This window comes from Novosphingobium rhizosphaerae (assembly GCF_050920675.1).
Lineage (GTDB): Bacteria > Pseudomonadota > Alphaproteobacteria > Sphingomonadales > Sphingomonadaceae > Novosphingobium > Novosphingobium rhizosphaerae.
In genome coordinates, this window is sequence record NZ_CP137861.1 from 2,176,919 (window position 1) to 2,190,981 (window position 14,063).

Genomic DNA, 14,063 nt, shown 5'->3' on the forward strand with positions numbered 1-14,063 from the left:
ATCGGCCGAAACGTGCCCGTTTCGGTGCTGGATACGAATGCCGTCCCCCCAGTGCGCCGCTTCAGATCAGCTTGCCGGGGTTCATCAGGCCTTGCGGATCGAGCGCCTGCTTCACTTGCCGGAGGATCGCCAGCGCCACCGGATCACCCAGCCGCGCCAGTTCGTCGCGCTTCAACTGGCCGATCCCGTGCTCGGCCGAGATGGAGCCGCCCCACGCGGTGACCATGTCGTGTACCTGGTGGCTGATCGCCTTGCCATCGCCGGCTTCCCACGCGGCGCGATCGGCGCCCTGGGGCGCGATCACGTGGAAATGGATGTTGCCGTCGCCCAGGTGGCCAAAGCCGATGGCGCGGGTGCCGGGCCATTGCGCTTCCAGCAGCGGAACGGCTTCTTCCACAAAGGCAGGCATCTTTTCCACCGGCACGCTGATATCGTGCTGTACCGCCGGGCCCAGTGCCCGTTCGGCCGGTGCAATGGATTCGCGCAGGTTCCAGAACGCTTCGGCCTGGGTTTCATTGGCGGCCATCGTCGCATCGTCGATCAGGCCGGCCTCGAACGCTTCTTCCAGCACCCGCTGCGCCAGTTCGGGCAGGCGTTCGGCGCCATCGGCATCGGCAACCATCTCGATCAGCACGTGCCAGGGGTGGTCTTCGGCCAGCGGCTGGCGCGCGCCCGGCAGATAGTCGCGCACCGCGTCAAGGCTGTGCTGGGGCATCACTTCAAAGCCTTCCAGCGCCTGCCCGGCCAGGCGTTCGGCCAACAGCAGCAGCTCACGCGCCTTGGGCAGGCTCTGCGTGCCGGCCCACAGAACTTCGCGCGCGGCCACCGCCGGCTCCAGCTTGAGCGTGGCGGCCGTGACAATGCCCAGCGTCCCTTCCGAGCCGATCAGCAATTGCTTGAGATCGAAGCCGCGGTTGTCTTTCTTGAGCGGGACCAGCTGGTTGAACACGCTGCCATCGGGCATCACCGCTTCCAGCCCCAGCACCAGCGCGCGCATCGAGCCATGACGCAACACCTGGGTGCCGCCGGCATTGGTGGAAACAAGGCCGCCGATCGTGGCCGAACCCTTGCCACCCAGCGACAGGGGGAAGCGCAAGCCCTCGGCCTCGGCCGCTTCGTGCAGCACTTGCAGGATCACGCCGGCCTCGCACGTGGCGCTGCGGTTGGCGGTATCCACCTGGCGGATGGCATTCATGCGCCGCAACGAGAGCACCACTGCATGGCCGGTCTCGTCAGGGGTGGCCCCGCCCGACATGCCGCTGTTGCCGCCTTGCGGCACGATCGGCACGCCGTGGGTGGCGCACAGGCGCACCAGGGCGGCCACTTCCTCGGTATTGGCAGGCGATGCCATCCCCAAGGCGCGGCCCGTGAAGCGCTGGCGCCAATCGGTCAGCCAGGGGGCGATCGTGTCGTGATCGGTGGTAAAGCCCTTGGCGCCCAGCAGGGCGGCGGCGGCTTCCAGGAACGGCGCGGTTTCCGCGCGGGGTGCAAGCGTTTCGACCATGGCCACCGGCTACGCGCCTGCGCGCCCGGCAGCAATTCCTTTTTCATCGTGGGCGGGTTAAGGCGCTGTTCAAGCGTCGGCTGCAAGGCAGGGCGCCAATCGGTTCGGGTCGGGTGCCAAGGGGGGCGCCGGGCCACGGACATGAGGGATCGTAGGTTCGTTGCCGATTTGCTGATGCCTGGTCTGGTCCATCCTCTCGTGGCCATGGCGGCGCTTCTGGGCGTTGCCGTTGGGCCTGATGCCGTGCCCGTGGCGCCGGCGGGACGGACTGTGCCGATCGTTCAGGCCGCGCCGGCCGCCATCGCACCGCAGCCCTTGCGCGATGGCGCCAGCGGCCCGATGAGCGAGGCCGCCCCCGATCTTCGCGATGGCCAGGGCACCTTGGCCGACAGCCTTTCGGAAGAACCTTGGCGGCAGGTGCGGATCGAGCAGCGCCTGATCATTCGCATCACCCCCGGCTTTGGCCGCGACTTGCCGCCGCCACCGCCCTTGCCCCAGCCATTGCTGGTGCCGCGAGGCCGCCATGGCAGCAGGGCCTGCGTGGCGCTCGGCGGGATCGGCGCAATCGCGCCGTCGGCGTCGGATAGCCAGATCGTGCTGATGCTGCGCGATCGCCGCCAAGTGGTGGCGAGCCTGGAAAAATCGTGCAGTGCCCGTGACTTCTATGTGGGATTCTATGCCGAACGGAGCAGCGACGGCATGCTGTGCGCGGGCCGCGATTCGATCCATTCGCGGGCCGGCGCCACCTGCATGATCACGCGGCTGCAGGAAATGGGCCACTGAGCCACTCGCCGCTGGCGGCTTTCCTTGACTTTCCGGCAGGTTTCGGCATAGCGAGCCCGCAACGAGTGTCGGGCCGCGCATGGTCCGTCCTGGTGGCCCGGACCCATGGTGGCGTCGCGCGCACGGCGCTTCGTTGCCAGAAGGGCGGGCCATCCTGCTTTCGGAACATAATCTGCATGAAGTTTGCCGATCTCGGCCTCTCTGACGAACTGCTTAAGTCGGTTATCGACGCCGGCTATGACGAGCCGACTCCGATCCAGGCACAAGCCATTCCTTCCGTCCTGATGATGCGCGACATCATCGGCATCGCCCAGACCGGCACCGGCAAGACCGCCGGTTTCGTGCTCCCGATGATCGACATCCTGGCCCATGGCCGGCGCCGCGCGCTGATGCCGCGCTCCCTGATTCTGGAGCCGACTCGCGAACTGGCCGCCCAGGTTGCCGAAAACTTTGAAAAGTACGGCAAGAACCACGATCTCAAGATGGCCCTGCTGATCGGCGGGGTCCAGATGGGCGATCAGGTTAAGGCGCTGCAGGAAGGCGTGGACGTGCTGATCGCCACGCCGGGCCGCCTGATGGACCTGTTCGAGCGGGGCAAGATCCTGCTCACCGGTTGCGAACTGCTGGTCATCGACGAGGCCGATCGCATGCTCGACATGGGGTTCATTCCCGATATCGAGACGATCTGCTCCAAGCTGCCGGCCCAGCGCCAGACGCTGCTGTTCTCGGCCACCATGCCGCCGCCGATCAAGAAGCTGGCCGATCGCTTTCTGTCGAACCCCAAGTCGATCGAAGTGGCGCGCCCCGCCAGCACGAACACCAACATCGTGCAGCACAAGGTCAAAGTCGCTTCCCGTGCCAAGCGCGAGGCGCTGCGCCACCTGCTGCGCACCGACAACGTCACCACTGCAATCGTCTTCTGCAACCGCAAGACGACCGTGCGCGAACTGGCCAAGAGCCTCAAGAGCCATGGCTTTTCGGCCGGCGAGATCCATGGCGACATGGACCAGTCCTCGCGCAATGCCGAACTGCAGAAGTTCAAGGACGGGGTGATCAACATTCTCGTGGCGTCCGACGTGGCCGCACGCGGGCTCGACGTGAAGGGGGTGAGCCATGTGTTCAACTTCGACACGCCGTGGCACCCGGATGATTATGTCCACCGCATTGGCCGCACCGGCCGGGGTGGCGCCTTTGGCCGCGCGTTCACGCTGGTAAGCCCCGAGGATGCCGAAGCGATCGACAATGTCGAAAAGCTGACCGGCACCAAGATCCCGGTCATGGAGCTGGATATCGGCGGGGCCGAACCGGCCGAGCGCACGGAGCGCGCCGAACGCCCCGCGCGCAAGAGCAGCCGGGCCGAAAAGCCCGCCCGCGCCGAAAAGGCGCCCCGTGCTGAAAAGCCTGTCCGCGCCAAAGCGCCCGCCCAGGAAAAGCCGGCCCGCCGCCGCAAGGATGCCCCGGCATCCGAAGCGCCGCGCCGCGCCGAACCTGCGCCGCGCGAATCGGTTGCCCGCGAAGAAGCGCCGCGCCAGCAGGCCGAGCGCCGCCGCGACTATCGCGCCGATCCGCCCAGCGCACCGGGTGACTGGAACGGCCCGATCCCCGGCTTCCTGCACGTTTCGGCGCTTTGACCCGCACGCGCCGTTTCCACGCGGCGCGGCTGGCTCTGATCCTGGTGGCCGTGGCCGCCGGGGCAAGCGTTTTGGCCTGGTCGATCGGCCAGGGCCACACGGATGCTGCATCCGCCCCGGGGGCAGCGTCCGCACCGGTGGCGATCACCCTGGCTGGCCGCGTCACCGATGCAGCCCATGTGCTGTCACCGGACGAAGTGGCCCAACTCGATCGTGCGCTTGGCGATTTCGAGCGGCGCACCGGCCATCAGATGGTGGTGGTGACCGCACCCGGCCTGGGCGGCGCCGACATTGCCACGTTTACGCGCGCCCTGGGCAATGCCTGGGGCATCGGTCGCAAGGGCGTTAACGATGGGGTGATCGTGCTGGTGGCCCCGGCCGAGCGCCAGGCGCGGATTGCGGTGGGCGACGGGCTGCGCAGCGCGCTCAGCGATGCCGATTGCGCCACGATCATGCAACAGCACATGGTGCCCCAGTTCCGCGCCGGCCACTATGGCGCGGGCGTGATTGCGGCCGTGGCGGCGATCCGGGCCAAGCTGGCCTGAACGGCCGGCTGGTGCCGCGGCGCACAGGCTTCCCCGTTGTGAAATAATGAGAAAATGAGACTGGCTGACGCGAAATCGCGGGCTGGTTTCATGATGCTGTCACCAATCGGTGGCGGGGAAGGGCGGCGCGTTGGGCCGGCATGGCTCAACCGGAACCGATGGGGGTCTCATGCGTCGCCTTGCTCTTTCCCTGCTGGCAGCAGCCAGCACCTTGCCGTTCGTGAGCGTTTCAGCCCTGGCCGCCGCACCCGCCGCGTCGGGTCCAGCCGATACGGCCAGCGCCGATCCTGCCGGTGCCACGGGCGAAGCCGTCAATGTCGTCCAGGGCGATATTGTCGTGACCGCGCAAAAGCGGGAGCAGAAGCTCAAGGACGTGCCGCTGACCGTCTCGGCCGTCACGCAGGACCGGCTGAATCAGCTTGGCGTATCCGAACTGGGCGAGATGGCCGCTTTCGTGCCGGGCCTGCAGATCCAGAAGCAGAGCGCCAACAACCCCGGCTTCGTCATTCGCGGGATCACGTCGGACAGCGGCTCTGCCCAGGCCGGTTCGCGCGTCTCGGTCTATTACAACGGCGTGGATATCAGCCGCGCGCGGGGCGCCTGGCAGGATCTGTTCGATATGGAGCGGATCGAAGTGGTCAAGGGGCCGCAGGCAACGCTGTTCGGCACGGCGGCCGAAGTGGGCGCGGTCTCGATGATCTCGGCCCATCCGCGCGCGGGCTTTTCCGCCGGGCTCAACGCCAGCTACGGCAATTACAACAGCACGCGCATGTCGGGCTATGTCAACGCGGGCAACGATACGCTGGCTGGGCGCGTGGCCTTTTCGCACAAGTATCGGCACGGCTACACCACCAATATCCAGCCCGGGCAGGATGACCTGAACGGCGAAAACGATTGGGGCGCGCGCGCTTCGCTGCGCTGGACCCCGACCGCCGCGGTCAAGGTCGATCTGGTCTATACCTATGACCGCCAGCGCGACCCGGGCACCGGCTTCACCAGCCTGGTCTATCCCACCAGCCAGGGTGCGTCCGATCCGTTCGGCACCACCCAGTTGTCCGGATCGCCTTACAGCGCCAGCGCCCTGGGCGCGGCCAAGCTGGGGATCAACCGCGATGTGCACGACGTCAACCTGACGGGCACGGTGCAACTGGCGCCGGGGCTGACGTTCACCACCGTCAACGGCTTCCGCACGTTCCATTCGCACGAAGTGTTCGATGCCGATGGCAGCCGCGCGTTCTATCTCGAATTTGCCGAAGACGCGCAGGGCGAACAATATAGCCACGAGGGCCGCTTCAATTACGACAGCACGCATTGGCGCGCCACGTTCGGCTGGAATGCCTTTGTCGAAAACAGCTTCCAGAAAGTGCCGTTCTCGACCGACGAAGGCACCTACCTGGCCTGCGCCGCGATCAGCAGCTTCGCCGCGCTCCAGAAAGTGCTGTCCGCCTATGGCGTGGGCACGGGCACCGGTTGCGTGAATGCCAACGGCGTGGCCACCAACGCGGCCGGCCAGACCGCGACCTATCTGCTGACCGGGGGCAAGGCATCGAGCCTGCCTTACACCTCCAGCTACATGAACAAGGGCGTCAACAAGACCTTTTCGGTATTCGGCGACGTGACGTTCACCCCCACGCCGCGCCTGGAAATCACTGCCGGCGCGCGGTTCCTGCTCGAACACCGCAAGTCGGAATACAGTTCGGTCCAGCCCAATTCGACGATCCTGGCTGCCTATGGCGTCAACACCAGCCTGCTCGGCGTGGTCAGCACCAATGGCGGCCTGTTGATGGCGGATCGCAACTATCACGCCGTGCTGCCGCGCGTGAACGTGCTCTATCGTCTCAGCCCGGATGTGAACCTCTACGCCACGATCAGCGAAGGGCGCTATTCGCCGGTGCTGCAGGTTACGGCCAAGACGGCGACCACGGCCAATGTCCTGCCGATCCCGGCGGAAAAGCTGTGGAACTATGAAGCCGGCATCAAGGGCCGGATCGGGCCGTTCAGCGGTGCACTGTCGGCGTTCTATCAGGTTTACAGCGGCTTCCAGGTGACCGTGACCACCAATGGCGTCACCACCACGCAATCGGCGGGCAGCGCGCACAACCCTGGCGTGGAATTCGAAGGGAACTGGCAGATCAGCCCGATCCTGTCGGTCAACGGCATGGCGGCTTGGCTGCACGGCCGCATCGATGGCAGCAATGCGCTCAGCGCCTATGCCGGCAACCATTTCCGTCTCCAGCCCGATTTCAGTGCGGCCCTGGCGGTGAACCTGCGCGTGCCGCTGGGCCAGGATCGCCTGTTCTATTTTGCGCCCAACTGGAACACGCGCTCCAGCGTGTTCTTCGAAATGCCCAACAAGGCGGCGATTTCGCAGGGGGCCTATTCGCTCACCAACTTGCGTGCCGGCTTCGAACTCGGGCCACAGGGGCGCTATGCCGTGGGTGGCTATGTGCGCAACCTGTTCAACCGCCACTACCTGCTCGATGCCGGCAACACCGGCGGCAGCTTTGGCGATCCCACCTATATCGCGGGCGAACCGCGCATGTACGGGATCGAAGCCAGCGCCCGCTTCTGATCACGCCGCACCTTGGCCATACAGGACAACGACCATGCAATTTCACCGTCGTGATATCATCAAGACCGCCATGCTGGGTGCCGGCGCCCTGCTGGCGCCGGATTGGGCACGGGCCGCTGCGCTGATCGGCGCGCGCGGGTTCACCCATGCGGTGGCCAGCGGCGAACCCGGCGCCCACGAAGTGCTGCTCTGGACGCGCTATGTGCCCACCGATGGCGGCGTCGCCGATCTGCGCGTCGAACTTTCCGAGACCGAAGATTTTGCCCGCGCCTTCGCCGGTGGCACGATGCAGACCGGGCCGTGGCGTGATCATACGGTCAAGATCGTCGCGACCGGCCTCGCTCCGGCACGGCGTTATTTCTATCGCTTCATCGCGCCCGATGGCACCCGCTCGCCCGTGGGCCGCACGCGCACGCTGCCCGCCGATGGCCAGCAGCCCTGGCGCGCTGCGGTGTTCTCGTGCTCCAACCTGCCGTTCGGCTGGTTCAATGCCTATGCCCATGCGGCTCAGAATGATGCGTTCGACTGCACCATTCACCTGGGCGACTATTTCTATGAATATGCGCCGGGTCACTATCCCGAAGGGGCTGATGCGGTCGCGGGTCGTGCCATCCTGCCCGATGCCAACACCGTGCACGTGGCCGATTACCGCCTGCGCTTTGCCAGCTATCGCGCCGATCCCGATCTGCAGGAATTGCATCGCCGTTTTCCGATGATCGCACAGTGGGACGACCATGAAAGCGCCAACGACAGTTGGTCTGGCGGCGCGCAGCACCACGATCCGGCCACCGAAGGCGATTGGGGCGTGCGCAAGGATGCCGCGATGCAGGTCTATCGTGAATGGATGCCGGTCAGCGAGGCGCCGTGGAAGGCCTATGACATCGGCGGGTTGGCCACGCTGTTCCGCACCGAAACGCGGCTGCTCGGCCGCACCCAGCAGCCCGATGTGGCCCCGCTGTTCAAGGCGGCCGATCCCATCGCCGCGCTCAAGGCATTTCGCGATGGCGCCTGGCAGGATCCGGCGGCCACGATGATGGGCAGCGAGCAGGAAGCCTGGCTGGCCGGCGCCATGCAAGCCTCGGTCAAGAGCGGGCGCCCGTGGCAGATCGTGGGCTTTGGCACGATCATGGGGCAAACCGTCATGCCCGCCAGCGCGCAGGATTGGCTGGCCAACGAAGTGGCGCCGGTTGCCGCCTATCTCAAGAGCGGGATGGCGCAGGCCAAGCTGGGCCTGCCGTTCAACTATGACAGCTGGGGTGGCTATCCGGCGGCGCGCGCGCGGTTCCTGCGCAGCGCGCAGGCGCTGGGTGGCAACACCGTGGTCATTTCCGGCGATAGCCACAACGCCTGGGCCTATAACCTGCGCCAGGATGGCCATGCCGCCGCCGTGGAATTTGCCGGGCACTCGGTCACCTCGCCCGGATACGAGCACGACGTGCGCACCGCGCCCGATACGGTGGCGCGTGGCCTGGTCGGCGCCAATCCCGAACTCGCCTGGTGCGATACGGCGCGGCGCGGTTACATGGCGCTGACCGTGACGGCGCAGGCGGTGACCAACGAGTGGATCATGGTCGATACCATCCGCGAGCGCAGCCCGGCCGCCAGCGTGGGCCATCGCGCCACCGTGCGCCTGGGTCGCAACGCGATGGAGGCCTGAGCGTTTGATCCGAAACTGCGTCCATGACGCAGTTTCGGATGGGCCGGCGCCGAACTTCACATTCGCCGATCGGCGAATGTGAATTGGATTCAGCGCTTCAACTGCTTGGGCATCAGGAACACGACATAGCCCTTGAACTGCGGTTCGTGGGCCAGGGCAGGGGGCGGTGTCCAATCGCCGCCTTCGGCCAGGGCCACGCGGAACGGCAGGGGGAAATGCGCCATCTTGCGGAAATAGGCGTCATACCCCGGTATCGTGCTGCGCCCCTGATAGGTCTGCACCACCACTTCGTCGATCACCGGCTTGAGCCGGGCCAGCGCGGCCGGATCGCCATTGGCGCTCCAGTCCATCAGCCCGGTGATGGAAAGGCGCCAGGGGCGGGGCAGATGCGCGCGGGCATCGGCCAGGAACGCGGCATAGCGATCGAGGCCTTGCGTCGCCGCGTCGAAATCGATTTGCAGGCCGGCCAGGTGGTTGCCGGCGGCCTGCCAGCGTTCCATGTCGGCCACGATCATCGCCCAGGTGCGCGGGTTCAGGTCCAGCCGGTCGATCCGCACCACCAGCCACAGATCGGCATCGGGCAGGCGCGGCAGCCCTGCGCGCAACCGGGTGAAGCGCGCCGGGCCGGGCCGGCGGCGCACTTCGCCATCGAGCAGGTAGAGCGTGTGGGCGTGCAGATCGGCGGCCGGGCGCACGCCGGGCCACACATAGAACGCGTCGAAGCCGTGGGCGTCGACCTTCGGCTCGTCCGGCTTGGTTGCCGGCGTTTCCACCGGCTTGGGTTGCTGGCGCTGGCAACCCGCCATCAGGGCGAGCGCGGCCAGCGCAAGGGCGCGCCGCTTCACCAGTAATACCGCAGGCTCTTGGCCCAGCGGCTGGTGGGATAGCGGGCCTTCAACTCGTCATACCAGGCCTTGCGCTGCGCCTTGGGCACCTGCTGCGCCTGGTAAGCGGCGTAATCGGGCGTCGGCCCGGCGCAGCCATTGGCACCTGACGGCGCATAGCACATCACCGCGCGATAGAGCGCATAGGCGCGCAGATCGGCTGCCGCGCTCTTGTCGGCAATGATCGCGGCATAGATCGCGTCGCGCGAAAGCATGGGCCCACGAAACTGGTCCTTGCCCCGGCCCAGTTGCTCCACCTTTTCAAATGGGGTGTAGAGCGCGAAGCCATCGAACCCGTTGAGCCGATAGAATTCGCCCAGGCACAGCCGCGCGGTCTGGTTGGCCGGATCGCGTGCCAGCGTGGCGGCGGTCTGCTCCAGCGGCGGGCAGGGCAGCACGTCGGACCATTGCCCTCGCGTAAAGCGCTGCGCGGGCGGCGTCGCCAGGCCGGCGCCATACCACGCCGTCAGGTCGGCCTTGGGATCGGCCGGCACCAGCGCCAGGTCGCGGGTGAAATCTGCATAGGCGCCGCGTGTCAGGCCTTTATACAGCAAGGTGAATCGCGCCACGTTGCGTTCCTCGTCAGGGCGTGTGGCATCGGCGGCATTGGCGCGCAGCGTGGCCGGCGCGGCCATGGTCTGCAGCATCAGCTGGCGCAGCGTGGTATCCTTGATCGGGGAGGCGCTGGCCAGGGCCTGGTCGATCCGCCCGTCGCGCTGCCAGCGCAGCGCCAGGCCCAGTTGCGCCAGTGGCCCCTGCCACAGCCCCTTGGCGCCGCCCATCAGTTCCTGCCAGAACCCGGCCTCGTTGGCATCGTGCGCCTTGGCCAGCGCCATGCCGCGCAAGACCTGGCGGCTGAACGCCAGCGGCGTGTAGCTGGCGCTGCGCGCCGCATCGGGCAGTCGGGTGAGGATGCTGCGCGGTGCTTCGCCGGCGTAATAGGCGCGCGTGGCATCGAGCAGCCCATAGAGATCGTCGTGCCCCGCAAAGGCTGGCGCCTGCGCCGCCAGCGTTTGCGCGTCGAGCGGCATGGGCTTGGCCGGATCGAGCAGGCGCATCGCCTTGAGATCGGCAACGGCCATGAGCAGCGGCGTCTTGTCACCGCCGACCACGGCCTGCACCCCATCCGCGCGCTGGAGCAGCGCATTGTCGATTTCCTCGGCCAGATCGGCAGCGGCCGCGCTGTTGCCTGGCGTGGCGCGCAGCATGGCCTCATAGCTTTGCGCCAGCGCGGCGTCCTGCCCGGTCAGCCACAGGACGCGCCGCTTGAGGCCTTGCGCCGAAGCAGCATAGCGACCTTGCGGATAGGCCTTCAAGTAGCGGTCGATCGCTTCGCCCGCCGCTTGGGCTGCGGTCTTGTCGATTTTGTCCAAGCCGGCAAAATCGCCGTACTGGTCAATGGCTTTGGCTACCGCTTGGCGCAGGGCCACGCGGATGACCATGTAGTTTCCGGTTTCCTGTAACCACGGAGAGGCGCTGCGCGATGCACTCGCAAAGCCGACCAGCGCAGTGGGATACTCACCCTTGTAAAAGGCATCGGCGCCCAGCAGGTAATCCAGATAGCCGCGCCCGGCGGCACTGGTGGTCTTGATCGCCATGTCGGCATCCGCGCAGCCCGCCTTGGTGCGCAGGGTCATCAGCAGTGTGCGATCACTCTCAGCAACGGCCTTGTCGGCCAGCAAGGCAGCGGCAAAGGCATCCTGTGCGGCCTTGGGTGCTGCGCACTCGCTGGCCGGTTCAGAGGCGGCCGTTTCCGGCTCGGGCGCTTGCGGCCACAGCGTTTCACGCAGGCCCTTCCAGCTGAAGAACACATGGCCCAACTGGCCATCGTCCCAGTCCGGCTTGGCATAGCTCGCGCCCGCGTCGCTCACGGGTGCCAGGCTGCGCATCAACAGCAGCAGGTTGATCCGCGTGTCGTTGCCGGGGCTGAGCATCGCGCGGCCTTCGCAGGCGTAATCGGGTGCATCGAGCCGCCAGACCGGCGAACATGAGGAATCCGCGCAGGCCCAGGCAACGGTTGCCGCCAGCCCGCTTGCCCCGACCAGGGCCGCTGCGCCAACCCATGTTCTGGCCGCCCCCCGCTGCCATCCCCGCATCGCTTGTCCCCTTGCGGCCTGGCTCAGGCCGGTTTCACGAAACTGTCGAGCACGCGCTTTTCCCCGGCGCTGTCGAACAGGATTTCCAACTTGTTGCCTTCCTGGCCCTGAACCGTGCCATAACCGAACTTGTCGTGAAACACGCGCGCCCCCACGGCCACATCGCTGCGCGGCTTGCTGGCGAAACTGGCAGCGCTGCGCGTCGATTCGGCAATCTTGCGCGGCTTGGGATCGAACATCTGATTGGCCGCGCGCTGCCAGCCCGGCCCGCGCGTGCTGGCCTTGACCGGGTGGTTGCGCGCCACGTCGGCAAAGGGATCGCTCGCCTCGCTCCAGTTGGCCCGCCACATCGATGCCCCGCCCGACAGCGTGGTTTCCTGCTCGATATGGTCTTCGGGCAATTCCTCGATAAAGCGCGAGGGGATGGCGCTGGTCCACTGGCCATAGATGCGGCGGTTGGCCGCGTGCAGGATGGTGCAGCGCCGCCGCGCCCGCGTGATCGCCACATAGGCGAGGCGCCGCTCTTCCTCCAGGCTGGCGAGGCCCCCTTCGTCCAAAGCGCGCTGCGAAGGAAACACCCCTTCCTCCCAGCCGGGCAGGAACACCTGGTCGAATTCCAGGCCCTTGGCCGCGTGGATGGTCATGATCGTGACCTTCTCCTCGTTGGCCGCCGCCTCGTTGTCCATGACAAGGCTCACATGCTCCAGGAAATCGCCGAGCGTTTCATACTCTTCCATCGCGCGGACGAGTTCCGAAAGGTTTTCCAGCCTGCCATTGGCCTCGGCGCTCTTTTCCGCCTGGAGCGCGCCGGTATAGCCGCTTTCGTCCAGGATCGTGCGCGCCAGTTCGGCGGGCGAGAGCGTCGCCACCTGGTCGCGCCAGCGCAGGAAATCGCGCACCAGCGCCAGCAGCGTGTTGCGCGCGCGCGCGGGCAATTCGTCGGTATCGGCAATGTCATAGGCCGCACGCAGCAGCGGCACCTGTTGCGCTCGGGCAAAGCGGAACAGCTTCTCCAGCGTCTTGTCGCCCAGGCCGCGCTTGGGCGTGTTAAAGATCCGCTCGAACGCCAGGTCGTCCGAAGGTTGGCCCACCAGCCGGAGATAGGCGAGCGCATCGCGCACTTCGGCGCGTTCGTAAAACCGGAAGCCGCCGACGATGCGATAGGCGAGGCCGATCTGAATGAAGCGGTCTTCGAATTCGCGCGTCTGGAACTGCGCGCGCACCAGGATCGCCACGCGATCCAACGGACAGCCCTCGCGCTCCAGCCGCTCGATCTCCTCGCCCACGCGGCGCGCTTCCTCGGGCGCGTCCCACACGCCGATCACGCGCAGCTTGTCGCCGCCGTCCTGCTCGGTCCACAATTGCTTGCCCAGCCGCTGCGCGTTCTCGGCAATCAGGCCCGATGCCGCGCCCAGGATATGCGGGGTGGAGCGATAGTTCTGCTCCAGCCGGATCACCTTGGCGCCGGGAAAATCCTTTTCGAAGCGCAGGATATTGGCCACTTCCGCGCCCCGCCAGGAATAGATCGACTGATCGTCGTCCCCCACCACGCAGATGTTCTTGCGCACTTGCGCCAGGAGCCGCAGCCACAGGTACTGCACCGCGTTGGTGTCCTGGTATTCGTCCACCATGATATAGCGGAAGCGGTCCTGCCAGGTTTGCAGCACATCGCGATGCTGGCGAAAGATAGTCAGCATGTGCAGCGTCAGGTCGCCGAAATCGCAGGCGTTGATGGTGCGCAGCCGGTCCTGATAGAGGCCATAGAAATGCGCGCCGCGCCCATTGGCATAGGCTTCGTTTTCCCCGGCATCCAGGTCGGCCGGGGCAAGCCCGCGATTCTTCCAGCGGTCGATCAGCCCGGCCAGCTGCTTGGCCGGCCAGCGCTTGTCATCCACGCCTTCGGCCTGGATCAGCTGCTTGAGCAGGCGCAACTGGTCATCGGTATCGATGATGGTGAAGGAACTGGTGAGCCCCACCAGTTCGGCATGGCGGCGCAGCATCTTGGCCGCGATCGAATGGAACGTGCCCAGCCACGGCATGCCTTCCACCGCCGGGCCGATCAGATGCCCCACGCGCTCGCGCATTTCGCGCGCCGCCTTGTTGGTGAAAGTGACACACAGGATCTGCGAAGGATAGGCCAGGCGCTGGCGCAACAGGTTGGCAAGACGCGCGGTCAGCGCGGCGGTCTTGCCCGTGCCGGCGCCGGCCAGCATCAGCACTGGCCCGTCGGTGGTCAGCACGGCCTCGCGCTGCGGCGGGTTCAGGCCGGAAAGCCAGTCGGGTTCTGTTCCAGCGGCATGGGAAGGGGGGGCAAAGCTCGTCACCGTGGAACAAGTAGGGAACTGGATGCGCGCGCGCAAGGCGGATTTGCCCCGAGCCATTTGCCATCGG

General features: G+C 66.6%; 9 protein-coding genes. 5 read left to right on the plus strand and 4 right to left on the minus strand.

The features are described 5' to 3' along the window. Window positions 1-61: 61 nt before the first annotated feature. Window positions 62-1,504: an FAD-binding oxidoreductase gene (locus R9J51_RS10045; protein WP_179504387.1), complete on the minus strand. Its 1,443-nt coding sequence runs from the start codon at window positions 1,502-1,504 to the stop codon at window positions 62-64. A 141-nt stretch (window positions 1,505-1,645) separates the two neighbouring features. On the opposite strand from R9J51_RS10045, the gene R9J51_RS10050 reads away from it, so the two are divergent. The 5 genes from R9J51_RS10050 (at window position 1,646) to R9J51_RS10070 (ending at window position 8,692) form a co-directional block, all read left to right on the plus strand. Continuing rightward, window positions 1,646-2,287 carry a hypothetical protein gene (locus tag R9J51_RS10050; protein WP_218847420.1) on the plus strand — a complete coding sequence of 214 codons (642 nt, stop codon included), beginning with the start codon at window positions 1,646-1,648 and terminating at the stop codon, window positions 2,285-2,287. Window positions 2,288-2,463: 176 nt separating this feature from the next. Further along, on the plus strand, window positions 2,464-3,918 hold the full coding sequence (locus R9J51_RS10055; protein WP_179504389.1) for a DEAD/DEAH box helicase: 1,455 nt from the start codon (window positions 2,464-2,466) through the stop codon (window positions 3,916-3,918). Continuing rightward, entirely contained in the window at window positions 3,915-4,463 is a 549-nt protein-coding gene (locus R9J51_RS10060; RefSeq protein WP_179504390.1) for a TPM domain-containing protein, read from the plus strand. The genes R9J51_RS10055 and R9J51_RS10060 overlap by 4 nt, the downstream gene beginning before the upstream one ends. Before the next feature lie 169 nt (window positions 4,464-4,632). Continuing rightward, a complete protein-coding gene (locus R9J51_RS10065; RefSeq protein WP_179504391.1) occupies window positions 4,633-7,035 on the plus strand; it encodes a TonB-dependent receptor in 2,403 nt (800 codons plus the stop codon). A gap of 34 nt (window positions 7,036-7,069) precedes the next feature. Next, window positions 7,070-8,692 carry an alkaline phosphatase D family protein gene (locus R9J51_RS10070; RefSeq protein ID WP_179504392.1) on the plus strand — a complete coding sequence of 541 codons (1,623 nt, stop codon included), beginning with the start codon at window positions 7,070-7,072 and terminating at the stop codon, window positions 8,690-8,692. Between the two features lie 89 nt (window positions 8,693-8,781). Here R9J51_RS10070 and R9J51_RS10075 read toward each other — a convergent pair whose 3' ends face one another. From R9J51_RS10075 to R9J51_RS10085, 3 genes are read right to left on the minus strand one after another with little or no spacing between them, the layout of a single operon-like run. Continuing rightward, entirely contained in the window at window positions 8,782-9,537 is a 756-nt protein-coding gene (locus tag R9J51_RS10075; RefSeq protein WP_432787971.1) for a DUF3142 domain-containing protein, read from the minus strand. Continuing rightward, window positions 9,534-11,672: a hypothetical protein gene (locus R9J51_RS10080; RefSeq protein WP_179504393.1), complete on the minus strand. Its 2,139-nt coding sequence runs from the start codon at window positions 11,670-11,672 to the stop codon at window positions 9,534-9,536. Before R9J51_RS10080 ends, R9J51_RS10075 begins: the two co-directional genes overlap by 4 nt. Window positions 11,673-11,695: 23 nt before the next feature. Then, a complete protein-coding gene (locus R9J51_RS10085) occupies window positions 11,696-13,996 on the minus strand; it encodes an ATP-dependent helicase (RefSeq protein ID WP_432787990.1) in 2,301 nt (766 codons plus the stop codon). Window positions 13,997-14,063 lie beyond the last annotated feature (67 nt).